Source organism: Pseudomonas sp. LBUM1670 (genome assembly GCF_059695695.1).
Map to the genome: position 1 here is coordinate 1,342,469 of NZ_CP166783.1, position 18,441 is coordinate 1,360,909.

Below are 18,441 nucleotides of genomic sequence, written 5' to 3' on the forward strand. Positions count from 1 at the left end.
CGGTGGGCGATTTTGCCCACCGTGTTGTCTATCTCTCTGCCAACGCTTTTCCACTGGCCATTGTTGGTCGTTAGGGAGATTTTCGTTCTCATGATTCGCCGCTCGTTGCCTGCTGTTTTTGCCTTGTTGTTCACCACGCCTCTGCTCGCCGCTCCTGCAGGCCAGCAGACGCTGTTCAACTTTGTGCGCCCCACCGACGTGGTTCAGGTAGCGACTCAGGACGCCAGCCTGCCGCAATCCAATGCGGAGCAAACGGCCGAAGGCGAAGTGCTGCGCCGGGTGACGTTCAACCCAGTTGCCCAGCCAACCCTGCGTTTGACCCCGCAGACCGGTGCGTGGGACTGGTCGCAGTCGGGCGTGATGAGCCTGCGGATCCAGAGCGCGATGAACTGGGCCGTGACCCTCCACGTGAAAATCCAGAGCAACGATGGCAAGACGCTGATCAGTCGCGTCGATTTGCCGGCCGGTCCTGCGCAAACGCTGCTGGTGCCATTGGTCGCCACTTCGCCGCTGAGCCAAGGCATGAAGGCCGGGCCGCCGATGCCGATGACCGTCGACGGTCAACGCATCCTGTTGGCCAGCAGCGCCGGTGAACTGGATCGCAGTCAGGTGGTGTCGGTGACCTTGTCGATGGATCAGCCGAACGTCGCGCAGAGCGTTCTGCTTGAGCGCTTTGGCGTGCAGGACGGCGAGGGCGTGACGCAAGCCGTTTACGGCGGCCTGGTGGACGCTTTCGGTCAATCGACCCGTGCCAAGTGGCCGGAAAAAGTCAGCAGCGACGAGCAACTCAAAAGTGCCGCCGCCAAGGAACAGCAACACACCAAAACCTGGTTGGCCGAGCGTGAGAAGTCATCGCTGGACAAATTCGGTGGCTGGATAAAAGGCCCAGCGTTCAAGGCCAGCGGCTTTTTTCGCACCGAGAAACGTGACGGTCGCTGGTATCTGGTGACACCGGAAGGGCATCCGTTTTATTCGCTCGGAGTCAACACCGTTACCCCGGACGTCAACCGGACCTACATCGCCGGCCGCGAATGGATGTTCGAATCGCTGCCAAAACCCGATGAGCCGCTGGCCAGTCATTTTGGCGAAGGCGACAACCGTGGCGGTAATGGCGTCGATCAGGGCCGTGCCTACAACGCCGGTCGCTGGTACGACTTCTATGGCGCCAACCTGCAGCGCCTATATGGCGCCCCTTGCGCACTGGGCAGCGACACCAAGACCGGTGTCGCCGAAGCGGTTGAGGCGACGGTCGAAAAAGCCGCTGAGCAACCCGTCGCTCCTTCCACGGCCGAAGCCGGTGTTGCCGAATCTGCCAAGACTGGCGCAGAGGAAGCAACGGTCGCGAAAGCAGCTGAGGAGAAACCCGCCGAGCCCTGCACAGCGGTGATTGATGAACAACGCTGGGCCAGCCACACCCTGGATCGCCTGCAAGCCTGGGGTTTCAACACCATCGGCAACTGGAGCGCCCCGTCACTGGCCAACGCTGATCGCGTGCCCTACACCTTGCCGCTGTCGATCGTCGGCGATTACGCCAGCATCAGCACCGGCACCGACTGGTGGGGCGGCATGCCTGACCCGTTCGACCCGCGTTTCGCCATGGCCACCGAACGTGCCGTGGCCATCGCCGCTCGCGACCACCGCGACGACCCATGGCTGATCGGTTACTTCGCCGACAACGAACTGGCCTGGGCCGGTCCCGGTGACGACCCGAAAGCCCGCTACGCCCTGGCCTACGGCACTCTGAAAATGACCACGGACGTGCCGGCCAAACGCGCGTTCCTCAAGCAATTGCGCGACAAATACCGCAATCAGGCAGGCCTTTCCAAAGCCTGGGGCATCGACTTGCCGGCCTGGGAATTGATGGAAGACCCTGGCTTCGTGCCACCGTTGCCAAGCGCCGAGCACCCGGAAATCGAGGCCGACTTCAAATACTTCCAGAAGGTCTTCGCCGACACGTACTTCAAAACCATTTCTGACTCGCTGAAGTGGCACGCGCCGAATCAACTGTTGCTGGGCGGCCGATTCGCCATCAGCACCCCGGAAGCCGTGGAATCCTGCGCGCAGTATTGCGACGTGTTGAGCTTCAACATGTACACCCTGCAACCGCAGGACGGTTACAACTTCGCGAAATTGCGCAGCCTGGATAAGCCGGTGCTGATCACCGAATTCAACTTCGGCTCGGCCGATCGCGGCCCGTTCTGGGGCGGCGTGACGCAACTGGCCAAGGAAGAAGACCGCGGCCCGGCTTACGCCAACTTCCTGAAACAGGCACTCAGTGAGCCGTCGATTGTTGGCGTGCACTGGTTCCAGTACCTCGATCAACCTGTGACCGGCCGTTTGCTGGATGGCGAGAACGGGCACTTTGGTCTGGTGGGCATTACCGATCTGCCGTTTCAGGGCTTTGTCGACAGTGTGCGCAAGAGCAACCTGGCGGTCGTCGATCAGTTGGGTAAAGAGGCCGAGAAGGCCAAGGCTGAAGCGGATAAAGCCAGCCATGACGCCGAAGGCGGGCGAAAAGCTGAGGCCGGCAAAGGCCTGGGGAAGGGCGCCGGGCAGGCGGGTGGGCATTCCGGGAATGGCCATTAACAGCTGAGACCGCGTCATCGTTCTTCGCGAGCAAGCCCGCTCCCACACTAGACCGCGTACGTGTGGACAACTCGGTCGAATGTGGGAGCGGGCTTGCTCGCGAAGGCGTCCGCACAAACACCATAGATTTCTGATCAGTGGCATGGGCCAACCGACCGCCCAGCCCGCCCCTGTTCCCAAAACCATCAATGGCTGGAACAATGCGGGCCACTTTGTAAGCGTTTGTCCAAGGGAGTAGCGGGTGCAGATTCAGGGTCATTACGAACTCAGGTTCGAAGCGGTGCGTGAGGCGTTCGCGGCGTTGTTCGACGATCCCCAGGAACGTGGCGCAGCGCTGTGCATCCAGGTCGGTGGCGAAACAGTTGTCGACCTCTGGTCCGGCACCGCCGACAAGGATGGCCATGAGGCCTGGCACAGCGACACCCTCGCCAACCTGTTCTCCTGCACCAAGACCTTCACCGCCGTCACAGCCCTGCAACTGGTGGCCGAAGGCAAGCTGCAACTGGATGCCCCGGTTGCCCGTTATTGGCCCGAATTCGCCGCCGCCGGCAAGGAATCCGTCACCCTGCGTCAATTGCTCTGCCATCAGGCCGGTCTGCCGGCATTGCGCGAGTTGCTGGCTCCCGAGGCGCTTTACGAGTGGCATACCATGGTCGATGCCCTGGCCGCCGAATCGCCGTGGTGGACGCCGGGCACCGGTCACGGTTATGCGGCGATCACCTACGGCTGGCTGGTCGGTGAGTTGCTGCGTCGGGCCGACGGTCGTGGGCCGGGCGAGTCCATCGTGGCCCGCGTCGCCAAACCGTTGGGGCTGGATTTCCATGTCGGTCTGGCGGATGAAGAGTTCCATCGCGTGGCGCACATCGCCCGTGGCAAGGGCAATGTCGGCGATGCCGCCGCCCAGCGCTTGCTGCAAGTGACGATGCGCGAACCGACGGCCATGACCACGCGAGCGTTCACCAACCCGCCGTCGGTCCTGACCAGCACCAACAAACCCGAGTGGCGGCGCATGCAGCAACCGGCGGCCAATGGCCACGGCAATGCCCGCAGCCTGGCCGGGTTCTACGCCGGACTGCTCGACGGCAGCCTGCTGGAAAGCGAGATGCTCGACGAGCTGACCCGCGAGCACAGCCTCGGCGAAGACAAGACTTTACTGACCCGGACCCGTTTCGGCCTGGGTTGCATGCTCGATCAACCGGACGTCCCTAACGCCACCTACGGCCTCGGCCCACGGGCGTTTGGCCATCCGGGCGCGGGCGGTTCCATCGGTTTTGCTGACCCTGAGCACGATGTCGCCTTCGGTTTTGTGACAAATACACTGGGGCCTTACGTCTTGATGGATCCGCGCGCGCAAAAGCTGGCGCGGGTACTGGCCACTTGTCTGTAATACGCGCTCACGGGCTCCAGGGCCGGAACCCCAAGGCCATTATGTTTTCCAACCATCTGTTTATCCGGGTCATGCCGGCCTGTTTTTTTATGACTTCTTTTTTGTGGATATCCAATGTCATCCAATAAAACCACCCTCGCTTTGGCCCTGTGTGTCGCAGTCACCGGTTGTGCACAGACTCCAAAAAATGATTCGGATGGCAGCAGCTGGTGGCCGTTCGGTTCCTCCGACAAGGTCGCGGCGAAAGTGCCGGCTCCCGCGCCGACACCTGTGAAACCAGTCGCTGCGGCCCCGGTTGCCAAGGCTGAAAGCTCCAGCCATTGGTACTGGCCGTTCGGTTCCGATGAGGTTGTGGACAAGAAGCCAGAGGTAAAACCTGAAGCCAAGCCGGTCGAAGTGGCCAAGGCTGAGGCTGACGCGGGTGGCAAGTGGTGGTGGCCGTTCGGTGGCAAGGAGCAGAGCGCGGCCAAAGTCGTGCCGATGCCTGATCCGAAAGTCACCCAGGCCTGGCTCGATGACTACGAACCGCGCCTGCGCGAGGCGATCAAGGACAGCAACCTGCAACTCGAGCGTCGTGAAAACGTGCTGGTGGTCACCGCGCCGGTAGAAGGTTCGTTCAACCCCGACCGTCCGGCCATGTTGCTGCCCGTCACCCTTGGTCCGTTCACTCGCGTGGCGAAAATCCTCGAAGTCGATCCGAAGACGGCCGTGCTGGTACTGGGTCACAGCGATACCTCGGGCGCCGCACCGGCCAACGTAAAACTGAGTCAGGAGCGTGCGCAAGCCGTGGCGGCGATCTTCCGTCTCAGCGGCTTGCAGCGTGATCGTCTGATGCTGCGTGGCATGGGCGGCGAAGCCCCGCGTGCGGCGAATGACAGCAATGAAGGCCGTGCCTTGAATCGTCGCGTTGAACTGCTGGTGACTCCACAAAACACCATGGTCGCGCTGCTGAGCAAGTACAACATGCCAGCCCCTGCGCCGGTAAAACTGGTCGCAGCCCAGGACGTCAAGCCAGTGGCCAAACCCGTCACCCCGGCACCTGCTGCGAAGAAAGCCGATGTGCCTGCCACGAAAAAAGCGCCGGCCAAGAAAGCCGCCGCCAAGAAAGCACCGGCCAAAACCGCGACGCCAGCGAAAAAAACCGCTCCGGCCAAAGCCGCAGCAACTGACAAGAAAGTCATTGCCGCCGATGCTGTGAAAAAGTGATTCGTTAACCAAAAGGAATGCGCCATGACCCAGGGCCTGGCTGATATGCGTCGCGACTACACCCGAGATGGCCTGACCGAGGCACAAGCCCCGGCCGAGCCGTTCGCGCTGTTCCATCAGTGGTTTGCCGACGCGGTGAAAACCGAGCAGGCGCCGGTGGAAGCCAACGCCATGACCCTGGCCACCGTCGACCAGGACGGTCGGCCGCATTGCCGCATTCTGCTGCTCAAGGGCCTGGACGAACACGGCTTCACGTTCTTCACCAACTACGACAGCGCCAAGGGGCAGCACCTGGCCGCGAACCCGTTCGCGGCCATGACCTTTTTCTGGCCGGCCCTGGAGCGCCAGGTGCGCATCGAAGGTCGGGTGGTGAAGGTCACACCTGAGGAGTCCGACGCCTATTTTCAGGTCCGGCCGCTGGGCAGCCGTCTTGGCGCCTGGGCTTCACCGCAAAGCCGCGTGATCGCCGATCGCGCCGAACTGGAAGCGCTGCTCAAGAACACCGAGCAACGTTTCAGCGATACACAGCCTCATTGCCCCGAGCACTGGGGCGGGTATCGCCTGCTGCCTGAGCGCATCGAATTCTGGCAGGGCCGTTCGAGCCGTCTGCACGATCGCCTCAACTACCGCTCGCAGGGCGCCGACTGGATTCTTGAACGTCTGGCACCCTAAGCAGTCTACCGACCGGGATAGCCTGCCGCAGCGGCTTCCAGCCATTGAGGCAGGTCCCGACGCTTGATCTTCTGCGCCTGAGCGTTCGCCAGTTGCTGGAGCATGAAGACTTTTTTATGCTCGTCGTCACCAGCCAAGGCTAACGCCAGGTCGCGGTCCATCCAGCGTTTGATCCGTACGTACAACCACCCATGGAAGTACAGACCGGCGACAGTGGTGACGACAATGATGAAATAATCCATGACAATCCCTGGTTCAGCGGCGCAGCTTGCGCCGTTTGCCGCTACTGTGTGCTGAGTTCGTGGAGGCGCCTGTACCTGGCCTGAATCAAACCAATTTTATCCGGGCCACGTCGTGACAGGCGTCAAGCTGCGGAGTTTAATGAATACCTGTCTTTTGGAGTTGATGCTATGCGTAAGTCTGTTCTGCTGGTTGCTTCCTTTTCCACGATGGCGATGTTGCTCACTGGCTGCCAATCGAGCTTGACCGGTGACTCCTATTCCCGTGACGAAGCGCGTCGTGTGCAGACCGTTCGCATGGGTACCATCGAATCCCTGCGTCCGGTGAAAATCGAAGGCACCAAGACCCCGATCGGCGGCCTCGCTGGTGCGGCAGTCGGTGGTGTTGGCGGCAGCGCTATCGGCGGCGGTCGTGGCAGCATCGTTGCGGCGGTCATCGGCGCTGTTGCTGGCGGACTGATTGGTTCGGCCACTGAAGAAGGCCTGACCCGCGCTCAGGGCGTTGAAATCACCGTTCGCGAAGACGACGGCAGCATGCGTGCCTATGTGCAGCAGGTTCAGGAGAATGAAGTATTCCGTGTGGGTGAGCGGGTGCGGATTGCTACTGTTGATGGGACTAGCCGCGTTTCGCACTAAGCGGGAACGGGTACAAGAAACCCCGATCAGGTGACTGGTCGGGGTTTTTTTCGAGTGCAGTAATAGATCGCAAGGGATGGAGGTATTTTCAGGTGACGCCGTTTGGATCGGGAGCTTATCCGTTGTTGTGGTAACGGCTGCTATTGGTTCCGCTCTTACAGCGGGTCACTTGGAAAAGCGCCAAGTAACCAAGCGCTTCTGCCCCTTTCGTTCGGTGCCTCGCTGTGGCTCTGCATGCCCTCGCTCCGGTCCTGCTCCGTGGGCCCGCCGCGATCGGCCATCCATGGCCGTGCGCGGCTAACCCGGCATCCATGCCGGGTTGCCCACTACGCAGAACCTGCGCTCGGCCTCTCGAGGGGGCGTGCACCGCAACAGCACCGCGAGGCGGCCTGCCAGCCGACCTGGCTCTCCAGACGTACGCATTCCCCTGTAGGAGCTGGCTTGCCTGCGATGGACGTCAACGATAATGCGTGCTGTCTGAATGAACGGGTTGTCCGGACGTTTTTCGCGAGCAGGCTCGCTCCCACAGGTTGATGGAGGTGTCCGGTCATTCCCGATCTGGCGTATCTCTACCCTTCAAAGCAATCTCGATTACCTGCTCCGGTGTCAGCCCTCGCTTATGGTCTCCATCACCAAAATACTCTGGAGAGATGGATGCCATACGTATCCCCAATGAGCGCGCTTCAAGTCCGACGGCTCTGTGGGCAATTGCGGATGAAAGAATGAGGAAACCTCCGTTTCCTCATTCGTTAAATGATTATCTCGATGACCAAAGCATGTTTTAGCTAAACCCGTTGAAGTGCGCTCTTCCGACTCGCCGCCGCCGTCACCGCATACCCGATCAACGCCGCCAATATCGAACCGGTCAAGATCCCCATCCGGTCCATCCCGGCGTACTCACTGGCGCCCGGCACAAATGCCAGAGAGCCGACAAACAAACTCATGGTGAAGCCGATCCCGCAGAGGATCGCCACGCCCAGTACCTGACCCCAATTGGCGCCTTGGGGCAGGGCGGCGATGCCGATTTTCACCGCCAGCCAGGTCAGGCCGAACACGCCGAGGGTCTTGCCCAGCAGCAGGCCGACCGCGATGCCCATCGGCACGTGGTGGGTGAAGCTTTCGACGGTCACGCCGCTCAGGGACAGGCCGGCGTTGGCGAAGGCGAACAGCGGCAGGATGCCGTAGGCCACCCACGGGTGCAGCGCGTGTTCCAGGCTCAGCAGCGGCGAAGGCTCGGCGTTTTTCGTGCGCAGCGGGATGCAGAAGGCCAGGGTTACGCCGGCCAGCGTTGCGTGTACGCCGCTCTTGAGCACGCACACCCAGAGGATCAAACCGATGATCATGTACGGCCCGAGCTTGACCACGCCGAGCCGGTTCATCGCAATCAGCGCCACGATGCAGGCCGCCGCGAGTGCCAGGGACAGGGTCGACAGCGTGCCGGAATAGAAGATCGCGATGACGATGATGGCACCGAGGTCGTCGATGATCGCCAGCGTCATCAGGAACAGCTTCAGCGACACCGGTACGCGTTTGCCCAGCAGGGCGAGGACGCCGAGGGCGAAGGCGATGTCGGTGGCCATCGGGATGGCCCAGCCAGCGAGGGCTGCCGGGTTATCGCGGTTCAGAAACCAGTAGAGCAGCGCCGGCACGACCATGCCGCCAATCGCGGCCGCGCCCGGCAGCACGATCTGCGAAGGTTTCGATAGCTGACCATCGAGGACTTCGCGCTTCACTTCCAGGCCGATCAGCAGAAAAAACAGCGCCATCAGCCCGTCGTTGATCCACAGCAGCAGCGGCTTGGCGATTTTTAGGGCGCCGATCTGGGCGACCACGGGGGTGTCCAGCAGACCGTTGTAGAGCCACGACAACGATGAGTTGTTAATAATCAGAGCCAGGGCTGCAGCGGCGATCAACAACAGACCGCTGGCAGCTTCCAACTGAAAGAAACGCGTGAAAGTGCTACGCAGAGGCAAGGTCGCTCTCCATCGAATTATCCAAAAGGTGGCACACCCTAACCCGTACCGTTAGTTGTTAAAACAAAAGTTATATTCTTTTTTGTTATATGCCGTTACAGCCGAAAGGTCGACACGGACCTCAGCCTAGCAGTTGCCGGACGTATTGAAGCTCAGCTGTATCTGTGCGGGATGTCGGATATTTCCTAAGCTTGAGGGCTGAGCCTTGCGACAAGGCCGACTCAACGAGAAAACCACCATGAGCGACAACCGACAGTGGGCTCGAGAAGCCATCCGCATCATCGAAGCCGACTTCCAGCGCAGCGCCGACACCCACCTCATCCCGTTACCCTTGCCGGGTTTGCCGGGCATCGAGTTGTATTTCAAGGATGAGTCGAGCCATCCCACCGGCAGCCTGAAACATCGCCTGGCCCGCTCGTTGTTCCTTTATGCGCTGTGTAACGGCTGGCTCAAACCCGGTGCGCCGGTGATCGAAGCGTCCAGCGGTTCGACGGCGATTTCCGAGGCGTACTTCGCCCGTTTGCTGGGCTTGCCGTTTATTGCGGTGATGCCGGCAACCACCTCCAAAGAGAAGATCGCGCAGATCGCTTTCTACGGTGGCAAGAGCCATCTGGTCGATGATCCGACGCAGATCTACGCCGAATCCGAGCGCCTGGCTCGCGAGCACGACGGGCACTTCATCGATCAGTTCACCTACGCTGAACGCGCTACCGACTGGCGGGCGAACAACAACATCGCCGAATCGATCTTCCATCAGATGCGTTTCGAGAAGCATCCCGAGCCGAGCTGGCTGATTTCCAGCCCCGGCACCGGCGGCACCACCGCGACCCTCGGGCGTTACGTGCGTTACCGCCAGCATTGCACCCGCGTGCTGTGCGCCGATGCCGAGCGTTCGGTGTTTTTCGATTACTACCTGACCGGCGATGCCAGCCTGCGCCTGGATCACGGTTCGCGGATCGAAGGCATCGGTCGGCCACGGGTCGAGGCGTCGTTCCTGCCGAAGGTGATTGATGCGATGGTCAAGGTGCCGGACGTGCTGTCACTGGCGGCCATGCATTACCTGGCGCAGCGTTTGGGACGGCGAGTGGGCGGGTCGAGCGGGACCAACCTGATCGGCGCCTTGATGGCGGCTCAGCAGATGGTGGCTGCGGGGGAGTCGGGGTCGATCGTGGCGATTCTGTGCGATGGCGGCGAGCGTTATGAGACCAGTTATTACGATCAGGATTGGCTCAAGGCGCAGGGGTATGAATTGAGTGGGTTGATGGATGCGGTGGCGGCGAGTGTCGAGCGTGGGGAGCCGTTGCCGGACACCGTGCTCCGCGCCAATATCTGACACACCGAAGATCAAAATGTGGGAGCGGGCTTGCTCGCGAAGGCGGTGGATCAGTCAACATCTCTGTTGAATGAGAAACCGCCTTCGCGAGCAAGCCCGCTCCCACAGGTTTTGTGTTGTGACAAAGAATGGGGTCAGGCTTCGAGGCCGAGGATGTCGCGAGCCACGGCTTCGGCGATGCGAATCCCGTCCACACCTGCCGACAGAATCCCGCCCGCATAACCCGCGCCTTCACCCGCCGGGAACAAGCCCTTCACGTTCAAACTCTGCATCGACTCGTTACGGGTAATCCGCAGCGGCGACGAGGTGCGCGTTTCGATCCCGGTCAACACCGCGTCATGCAGCGAGTAACCACGAATCTGCTTCTCGAACGCCGGCAAGGCTTCGCGAATGGCTTCGATGGCGAACGCCGGCAAGGCCAGCGCCAAATCACCCAGCGCAACACCGGGCTTGTAGGACGGTTCAACACTGCCCAGCTCAGTGGACGGCTTGCCCGCGATGAAATCGCCCACCAGTTGAGCCGGCGCTTCATAGTTGCTGCCACCCAGCACAAAGGCGTGGGATTCCAGGCGTTCCTGCAACTCGATACCGGCCAGCGGACCGCCCGGATAATCCACTTCCGGGGTGATGCCGACGACGATCCCGGAGTTGGCGTTTCGCTCGTTACGCGAATACTGGCTCATGCCGTTGGTCACGACGCGATTCGGCTCGGACGTCGCTGCGACCACGGTGCCGCCCGGGCACATGCAGAAGCTGTAGACCGACCGGCCGTTCTTGGCGTGGTGCACCAACTTGTAATCGGCAGCCCCGAGTTTCGGGTGGCCGGCGTATTTGCCCAGGCGCGCGCGGTCGATCAGCGACTGCGGGTGCTCGATGCGAAAACCCACCGAGAACGGCTTGGCTTCCATGAACACGCCACGACCGTGGAGCATGCGGAAGGTGTCGCGGGCGCTGTGGCCGAGGGCCAGAATCACGTGTTTCGAATGGATCTGCTCGCCACCATTGAGCTCGACGCCGACCAGTTGGCCGTCCTCGATCAACACGTCGGTCACGCGCTGCTGGAAGCGCACTTCACCGCCCAGGGCGCGAATCTGCTCACGCATGTTTTCCACAACGCCAGTCAGACGGAACGTACCGATGTGCGGTTTGCTGACGTAGAGGATTTCTTCCGGCGCGCCGGCTTTTACGAATTCATGCAGGACTTTGCGACCGATGAATTTCGGGTCCTTGATCTGGCTGTAGAGCTTGCCGTCGGAGAAAGTCCCCGCGCCGCCTTCACCAAATTGCACGTTGGACTCGGGGTTGAGTACGCTTTTGCGCCACAGGCCCCAGGTGTCCTTGGTGCGCTGACGCACTTCGGTGCCGCGTTCGAGGATGATCGGCTTGAAGCCCATCTGCGCCAGCAGCAGCCCGGCGAAAATCCCGCACGGACCGAAACCGACCACGACCGGGCGTTGTTCGAGATCGGCCGGCGCCTGGCCGACCACTTTGTAGCTGACATCCGGCGCTACGTTGACGTTACGGTCATCGGCGAACTTGTGCAGCAACGCGGCCTCATCCGTGGCGGTGAGGTCGATGGTGTAGATGAAACACAGTTCGGAAGACTTTTTGCGCGCATCGTAGCTGCGCTTGAACAAGGTGAAATCGAGCAGGTCATCACTGGCGATGCCCAGGCGCTGCAGGATGGCAGGGCGCAGGTCTTCTTCGGGATGGTCGATTGGCAGCTTGAGTTCAGTGATTCGTAACATGACGGGATCCGGTTCGCGGGGCGCACAACTGCGCCAGGGCGTTTGAAGGCGGCGATTATAAGCCCCAAAAGCCGAGTCCCGTGAGGCTTAAACGATCAGTCGTCGCGCGATCCGCCGAAATACCCGCAGCCGCGTTGAACCTGGCCATCAATGCGCAATTCGGCGCTCATGTGCTGAACACTGCCGGTGCTGCTGTCGACGCAACGTTGCGAAGCGACCCACAGTTCGATGTGCTGGTTGTTGGCTTCGGTGCTGAGGTTGAAGCGGCCATCACCTAGCTGTTCTTCAACATAAGGTACGGCCAAGGGTGGTTGACCTGCACGGTCGATGACCATGCCTTTGCCGCTGACCTTGACGTTCCACTCCGGCCCGTGGCCGGCGGCGCGCAGGATCAGCAGTTTGAAATTCGGATCGGCGCATGCGTTGCCCGACCGTTCGACACGGTATAGCTGCTCCAGATCGAGGCGGCTGTCGACGATCTTTCCGCGCACATCAGCGAACAGCTTGCCCTGGGCATCGGCGAGGGTCGCGAACTCTTGCAGGACGCTGGTGCCGCCGGTGTCCTTGACCACGTAAGTGCGCTGCTCATTGCATGGCTGGAACAACAGCTTGCCGTCGGCCGCCGTCAGTTGACCCTGCATTCGGGTCTGGCCCACATGGGAAGCACTTTCACGCGGGCCATCCAGCAACTGGCAGGCGGCGAACAACGGAAGCAGGGCAACAAGGACTAAGGAACGGGCAACACGCATCTTTGGCTCTCCAGACAAGTGCCGCCACGTTACTCAGCCTGACCGTTCATCACAACCCCGGTGACTTTTGATTTGCCCTCGTCGAACAGTTTGTATTGATTTGTCACGGCGAACCCTCTGTAGGAGCGAGCTTGCTCGCGAAAAACTTGAGGGCACTGCGTTCATTCAGACAGCCCACTTCATCGTTAACGTCCATCGCGAGCAAGCTCGCTCCTACAGGGGGTTTGGTGTGTCAGCCGACGTGAAAGGTCTGGCCGGTTTGCAGGCCTTCCACGCTTTTGGCGTAGGCCAGTGCCACATCGACTGCCGGTACCGGTTTGTAGCCGCGGAAATACGGCGCGTATTTACCCATCGCTTCGAGCAGTACGTTAGGGCTCACTGAGTTCACCCGCAGGCCGCGTGGCAGTTCAATCGCGGCGGCGCGCACGAAGCTGTCGAGGGCGCCGTTGACCAGCGCTGCCGAGGCACCGCTGCGAATCGGATCGTGGCTGAGCACGCCGGTGGTGAAGGTGAACGAGGCACCATCGTTGGCAAATTCGCGACCGATCAACAGCAGATTGACCTGACCCATCAGCTTGTCTTTCAGACCCAGGGCGAAACTGTCTTCGGTCATTTCGCCGAGCGGGGCGAAGGTCACGTTGCCGGCGGCGCAGACCAGCGCGTCGAACTTGCCGGTTTGTTCGAACAGTTGGCGAATCGAAGCGCTGTCGCTGATATCCACCTGCAAATCGCCGCTGTTGCGGCCGATGGGAATGATCTCGTGACGCTCGCACAATTCCTTGTCGATCGCTGAACCGATGGTGCCGCCTGCGCCAATCAAAAGAACTTTCATGCTGCTCATCCTCGTGTGTATCGAAAGTGGCTTCAGTCTAGAGTGGTTTTTTCTGCGGATAAGCGCGCTAATAGGCAACCTTTGGTTTTCAAATGGAAACAATCCATGAGTGAGATGGATGATCTGGCGGCGTTTGCGGTGTTGATCGAAGCGGGCAGTTTCACTTTGGCGGCGCAGCAACTGGGTTGCAGCAAAGGGCAGTTGTCCAAGCGCATCAGCCTGCTCGAGACGCGGTTCTCCGTGGTGCTGCTGCAACGCACCACCCGCCGCTTGAGCCTGACCGCGGCGGGGGCGGCGTTATTGCCGCAGGCCCAGGCGCTGGTGGTGCAAGTGGAAAGGGCGCGTCAGGCATTGGCACGGTTGAAGGACGACATGGCCGGCCCGGTGCGTATGACGGTTCCGGTATCCCTGGGAGAAACCTTCTTTGATGGCTTGTTGCTGGAGTTTTCCCACAAGTACCCCGACGTGCAGATTGAGCTCGATCTCAGCAATAGCTTCCGTGACTTGTCTCGCGACGGGTTTGATCTGGCGGTTCGTTCCGATGTAGGCAATGACGAGCGCTTGGTGGCCCGGCCGTTGCTGGCCTGGCATGAAATGACCTGCGCCAGCCCGGCCTACCTCGAGCAACATGGCGAACCGCAGACGCCGCAAGCTCTCGCGGAACACCGCTGTTTACTCAACAGCCACTACAGCGGCCGCGAAGAATGGCTTTATCACCAGCAACACGAGTTGTTGCGGGTTCGGGTGTCGGGACCGTTTGCCAGCAACCATTACAGCCTGCTGAAGAAAGCGGCACTGGCCGGCGCCGGTATTGCGCGTCTGCCGTCCTACCTGCTGCAAACGGAATTGGCTGACGGGCGTTTGCGCTGGCTCCTGCGCGACTATCAGACCCGTCGCATGCCGATGTACCTGGTGCATCCGTATCAGGGCGGGCTCCCGAAACGCACGCAGGTGCTGGCGGATTATTTGATTGGCTGGTTTAAGCGCAGTGGGGAGGCGTTGGACAGGCTTTAACGATAATGTCTGACACCATACAAAACACTGTGGGAGCGGGCTTGCTCGCGAATGCCGTTTCACATTCAGCATCAATGTTGGCTGACCCACCGCTTTCGCGAGCAAGCCCGCTCCCACACTGGATCTTCATTGTTGGCGAGATTGTGGCAGGTATGAAAAAACGGCCCGAAGGCCGTTTTTTTTGTTTACCGAAAAGGCTTAACCACCAAGGTACGCTTCGCGCACTTTCGGGTCGGTCAGCAGTGCTTCGCCGGTGCCTTGCATCACCACCCGGCCGTTCTCCAGAACGTACGCGCGGTCAGCGATTTTCAGCGCCTGGTTGGCGTTCTGCTCCACGAGGAACACCGTCACGCCATCCTTGCGCAGCTGCTCGATGATGTCGAAGATCTGCTGGATGATGATCGGTGCCAGGCCCAACGATGGCTCGTCGAGCAACAGCAGCTTGGGCTTGCTCATCAGCGCACGGCCGATGGCGAGCATCTGCTGTTCGCCGCCGGACATGGTGCCGCCGCGCTGGGCGAAGCGTTCTTTCAGGCGTGGGAAAAGTCCGAGAACCTTGTCCATCTGTTCCTGATAATCGCCCTTGTCGGTGAAAAATCCGCCCATGGCGAGGTTTTCTTCCACGGTCAGGCGCGCAAACACTCGACGACCTTCCGGCACCACCGCGATGCTTTTACGCATGATCTGCGACGAGTCCTGGCCGACGAGCTCTTCGCCCATGTAGCGGATGCTGCCGCTGTGGGCTTGCGGCGAACCGCAGAGGGTCATCAGCAGGGTCGACTTGCCGGCGCCGTTGGCACCGATCAGGGTCACGATCTCGCCCTGACGGACTTCGACGTTGACGCTGTGCAAGGCCTGGATCTTGCCGTAGAAGGTGGAAACGTTTTCGAATTGCAGCATTTACGCTTCCCCCAGGTAGGCTTTGATCACTTCAGGATTGTCGCGGATCTGTTCCGGCGTGCCGTCGGCCAGAGGCGTGCCCTGGTTGATCACGACGATGTGGTCGGAAATGCTCATGACCAGCTTCATGTCGTGTTCGATCAGCAGCACGGTGACGTTGTGCTCTTCGCGCAACATGCTGATCAGCGCCTTGAGGTCTTCGGTTTCCTTCGGGTTCAGGCCGGCGGCCGGTTCGTCGAGCATGAGGATCCGCGGGCGGGTCATCATGCAGCGGGCGATTTCCAGGCGACGTTGCTGACCGTAGGCCAGGGTGCCGGCCGGACGGTTGGCAAACTCCTTGAGGTTGACCTTGTCCAGCCAGAACTCGGCGAATTCCATCGCCTCGCGCTCGCTCTTGCGGAACCCCGGAGTCTTGAACAGGCCTGCCAGGAAGTTGGTGTTCAGGTGACGGTGCTGGGCGATCAAGAGGTTCTCGACCGCGGTCATGTCCTTGAACAGCCGCACGTTCTGGAAGGTGCGCACCACGCCTTTGAGGGCGATCTTGTGGCCGGGCAGGCCTTCGATCGGCTCGCCGTCCAGCAGGATGCTGCCACCGCTCGGTTTGTAGAAACCGGTCAGGCAGTTGAACACGGTGGTCTTGCCGGCGCCGTTGGGGCCGATCAGTGCCACAACCTGTTTTTCTTTCACGGTCAGGGCTACGCCGTTGACCGCCAGCAAGCCGCCGAAGCGCATGCTCAAATTGTCTACTTTAAGGATCTCGCGGCTCATTTGCGCAGCTCCATGTGAGGACGTTGCATGGGCAGCAGACCTTGAGGACGCCAGATCATCATCAGCACCATCAAGGCGCCGAACATCAACATGCGGTATTCGCTGAATTCACGCATCATTTCCGGCAACAGGATCATCACCACGGCGGCCAGGATCACACCCAGTTGCGAGCCCATGCCACCCAGTACAACGATGGCGAGAATGATCGCCGACTCGATGAAGGTGAAGGACTCCGGCGTCACCAGGCCCTGACGGGCGGCGAAGAAGCTGCCGGCAAAACCGGCGAAGCTGGCGCCCAGGGTGAAGGCCGACAGTTTGATCACCGTCGGATTGAGCCCCAGGGCACGGCAGGCGATTTCATCTTCACGCAACGCTTCCCACGCACGGCCGATCGGCATGCGCAGCAAACGGTTGATCACGAACAGCGCAGCCAGAGCCAGCAACAGTGCAACCAGGTACAGGAAAATCACCTTGTTGATGGAGTTGTAGGCCAGACCGAAGTATTCGTGGAACGTCTGCATGCCTTCGGCAGCTTTACGCTCGAACGTCAGGCCGAAGAAGGTCGGCTTTTCAATGTTGCTGATGCCGTTCGGGCCGCCCGTGAGGTCGGTGAGGTTACGCAGGAACAGACGGATGATTTCACCGAAGCCCAGCGTCACGATTGCCAGGTAGTCACCGCGCAGTCGCAGTACCGGGAAGCCGAGCAGGAAGCCGAAGGTGGCCGCCATCAGGCCGGCGATCGGCAGACAGATCCAGAAGCTCAAACCGTAGTAATGCGACAGTAGCGCATAGCTGTAGGCGCCGACGGCATAAAATCCGACGTAACCCAGGTCGAGCAGGCCGGCCAGGCCGACCACGATGTTCAGGCCGAGGCCGAGCATCACGTAGATCAGCACCAGGGTGGCAATATCCACCGCCCCGCGAGAACCGAAGAACGGCCAGACCAGGGCGCCGACGATCAACGCAATGATGATCCAGCGCTGGGTGGACGGCAGGGTCAGGAAGTGGCTGGTCTTCGCCGGGATCAACGGCATGTTGGGTGAGGAACGCCAGGCCGAGCTGATCTGCTGGTCAAACAGCACGCGCAGGAACATCAGCACCGAGCACACCGCGATGGTGATCAGTGTGGCGTTACTGGTGCCGTGCACTTCGAGGTGGATGCCGACGATGGTCAGTTTCAGACCCAGTACCGGGTAGGCCACGGCCCACACCAGCAAGGCACTGAACAGTGCCTGTTTAAGATTCCTAGTCATACTTTTTCAACCTCCGGACGGCCCAGGATGCCGGTCGGCCGGAACAACAGAACCAGAACCAACAAGCCGAAAGCCACGACGTCCTTGTACTGGTCGCCGAAGATATCGGCACCAAAGGCTTCCGCCACCCCTAATACCAACCCGCCGAGCATGGCCCCGGGGATGCTGCCGATACCGCCAAGCACCGCTGCGGTGAAGGCCTTGAGTCCGACGAGGAACCCGGCGTTTGGATTGATCACACCGTATTGCATGCTCAGCAAGACGGCCGCGATGGCTGCCAGTGCGGCACCGATGACGAAGGTCAGGGCGATGATGTTGTTGGTGTTGATACCCAGCAGGTTGGCCATCTTGATGTCTTCGGCACAGGCGCGGCAGGCACGACCCAGTCGAGAGCGGGAGATGAACAGTGTCAAGCCGAGCATGGCGACCAGGGTCACCACGAACACCACGATTTGCATGTAGGAAATCAGCACTTCATGTGCACCACCTGGCCCGAAGGTGAAGCTGCCGGGGATCAGGTTGGCGATGGATTTGTCCTTGGAGTCTTGCGCCAGCAGAACCGTGTTCTGCAGGAAGATCGACATGCCGATGGCGGAAATCAGCGGGATCAGACGGTTGCTGCCGCGCAAGGGGCGGTAGGCGATCCGTTCGATGCTGTAGCCGTAGGCACTGGTCACGACGATAGTCGCGAGGAAAGCGGCGGTGATCAACAGCGGAACGCTGTCGAGCCCCAGCATGGCCAGCCCGGCGATGGCGATGAACGCCACGTAGGAGCCAATCATGTACACCTCGCCGTGGGCGAAGTTGATCATTCCAATGATGCCGTAAACCATCGTATAGCCGATGGCGATCAGGGCATACGTGCTGCCAATGGTCAGACCATTAACCAGCTGTTGGAGGAAGTGATAGATGTCAGGCATTACAGCGCTCCTAAAAACCTGATACGCATTTCACTGGTGGAGTCATTTTCCCGCTCGAGCCCCGTGGATCTGCATCCACTTCGAACGCGAGGTTTGCCAGCGAACCGCTGATGACGGTTTTGAGATTTTCAGGCGGGGAGGCTGGCGGATCACGCCAGCGCGGCCCAATACGTTCGTAAAACAAAGCCCACGGCACGCCGTGGGCTTTATTGGCAGTCAGTGAGG

16 protein-coding genes are annotated in these 18,441 nt (G+C 60.6%); 7 read left to right on the forward strand and 9 right to left on the reverse strand.

What is annotated here, in order from left to right:
• Positions 1-90 precede the first annotated feature (90 nt).
• The 4 genes from ACA073_RS06125 to pdxH all read left to right on the forward strand — a co-directional run bounded on the left by ACA073_RS06125 (position 91) and on the right by pdxH (position 5,851).
• Positions 91-2,586: a beta-galactosidase gene (locus ACA073_RS06125; RefSeq protein WP_497402362.1), complete on the forward strand. Its 2,496-nt coding sequence runs from the start codon at positions 91-93 to the stop codon at positions 2,584-2,586.
• A gap of 241 nt (positions 2,587-2,827) precedes the next feature.
• Entirely contained in the window at positions 2,828-3,973 is a 1,146-nt protein-coding gene (locus ACA073_RS06130; RefSeq protein WP_497402363.1) for a serine hydrolase domain-containing protein, read from the forward strand.
• Between the two features lie 114 nt (positions 3,974-4,087).
• Positions 4,088-5,179, forward strand: a complete 1,092-nt coding sequence (locus ACA073_RS06135) for an OmpA family protein (protein ID WP_497402365.1) — start codon at positions 4,088-4,090, stop codon at positions 5,177-5,179.
• Between the two features lie 24 nt (positions 5,180-5,203).
• Positions 5,204-5,851: a pyridoxamine 5'-phosphate oxidase gene (gene pdxH, locus ACA073_RS06140; protein ID WP_497402367.1), complete on the forward strand. Its 648-nt coding sequence runs from the start codon at positions 5,204-5,206 to the stop codon at positions 5,849-5,851.
• A gap of 5 nt (positions 5,852-5,856) precedes the next feature.
• Here pdxH and ACA073_RS06145 read toward each other — a convergent pair whose 3' ends face one another.
• Positions 5,857-6,093, reverse strand: a complete 237-nt coding sequence (locus tag ACA073_RS06145; RefSeq protein ID WP_017336811.1) for a hypothetical protein — start codon at positions 6,091-6,093, stop codon at positions 5,857-5,859.
• Positions 6,094-6,261: 168 nt separating this feature from the next.
• Here ACA073_RS06145 and ACA073_RS06150 point away from each other — a divergent pair, with 168 nt between their 5' ends.
• Entirely contained in the window at positions 6,262-6,726 is a 465-nt protein-coding gene (locus ACA073_RS06150) for an outer membrane lipoprotein (protein ID WP_017336812.1), read from the forward strand.
• A gap of 785 nt (positions 6,727-7,511) precedes the next feature.
• On the opposite strand, the gene nhaA is transcribed toward ACA073_RS06150, so the two are convergent.
• The gene (nhaA, locus tag ACA073_RS06155) at positions 7,512-8,699 is read right to left on the reverse strand and encodes a Na+/H+ antiporter NhaA (RefSeq protein ID WP_497402369.1); all 1,188 of its coding nucleotides are present in this window, start codon (positions 8,697-8,699) and stop codon (positions 7,512-7,514) included.
• Positions 8,700-8,937: 238 nt separating this feature from the next.
• Here nhaA and ACA073_RS06160 point away from each other — a divergent pair, with 238 nt between their 5' ends.
• Entirely contained in the window at positions 8,938-10,032 is a 1,095-nt protein-coding gene (locus ACA073_RS06160; protein WP_497402371.1) for a PLP-dependent cysteine synthase family protein, read from the forward strand.
• 134 nt (positions 10,033-10,166) lie between these two features.
• On the opposite strand, the gene ACA073_RS06165 is transcribed toward ACA073_RS06160, so the two are convergent.
• The 3 genes from ACA073_RS06165 to ACA073_RS06175 all read right to left on the reverse strand — a co-directional run bounded on the left by ACA073_RS06165 (position 10,167) and on the right by ACA073_RS06175 (position 13,361).
• Entirely contained in the window at positions 10,167-11,780 is a 1,614-nt protein-coding gene (locus tag ACA073_RS06165) for an NAD(P)/FAD-dependent oxidoreductase (protein WP_497402373.1), read from the reverse strand.
• Positions 11,781-11,875: 95 nt separating this feature from the next.
• Entirely contained in the window at positions 11,876-12,529 is a 654-nt protein-coding gene (locus ACA073_RS06170; RefSeq protein WP_497402375.1) for a COG3650 family protein, read from the reverse strand.
• A 232-nt stretch (positions 12,530-12,761) separates the two neighbouring features.
• The gene (locus ACA073_RS06175) at positions 12,762-13,361 is read right to left on the reverse strand and encodes a short chain dehydrogenase (protein WP_497402377.1); all 600 of its coding nucleotides are present in this window, start codon (positions 13,359-13,361) and stop codon (positions 12,762-12,764) included.
• A 105-nt stretch (positions 13,362-13,466) separates the two neighbouring features.
• Between ACA073_RS06175 and ACA073_RS06180 the strand changes: the two genes are divergently transcribed.
• Positions 13,467-14,375, forward strand: a complete 909-nt coding sequence (locus ACA073_RS06180) for a LysR family transcriptional regulator (RefSeq protein WP_497402379.1) — start codon at positions 13,467-13,469, stop codon at positions 14,373-14,375.
• 198 nt (positions 14,376-14,573) lie between these two features.
• Here the strand turns inward: ACA073_RS06180 and ACA073_RS06185 are convergent, their stop codons facing one another.
• From ACA073_RS06185 to livH, 4 genes are read right to left on the reverse strand one after another with little or no spacing between them, the layout of a single operon-like run.
• A complete protein-coding gene (locus ACA073_RS06185) occupies positions 14,574-15,275 on the reverse strand; it encodes an ABC transporter ATP-binding protein (protein WP_019580929.1) in 702 nt (233 codons plus the stop codon).
• Positions 15,276-16,043, reverse strand: coding sequence for a high-affinity branched-chain amino acid ABC transporter ATP-binding protein LivG (livG, locus tag ACA073_RS06190; RefSeq protein WP_497402381.1), 768 nt, complete (start codon positions 16,041-16,043; stop codon positions 15,276-15,278).
• Positions 16,040-17,296, reverse strand: coding sequence for a high-affinity branched-chain amino acid ABC transporter permease LivM (locus ACA073_RS06195; RefSeq protein WP_497402383.1), 1,257 nt, complete (start codon positions 17,294-17,296; stop codon positions 16,040-16,042). The genes livG and ACA073_RS06195 overlap by 4 nt, the downstream gene beginning before the upstream one ends.
• On the reverse strand, positions 17,293-18,216 hold the full coding sequence (gene livH / locus ACA073_RS06200; protein ID WP_462007204.1) for a high-affinity branched-chain amino acid ABC transporter permease LivH: 924 nt from the start codon (positions 18,214-18,216) through the stop codon (positions 17,293-17,295). Before livH ends, ACA073_RS06195 begins: the two co-directional genes overlap by 4 nt.
• Positions 18,217-18,441 lie beyond the last annotated feature (225 nt).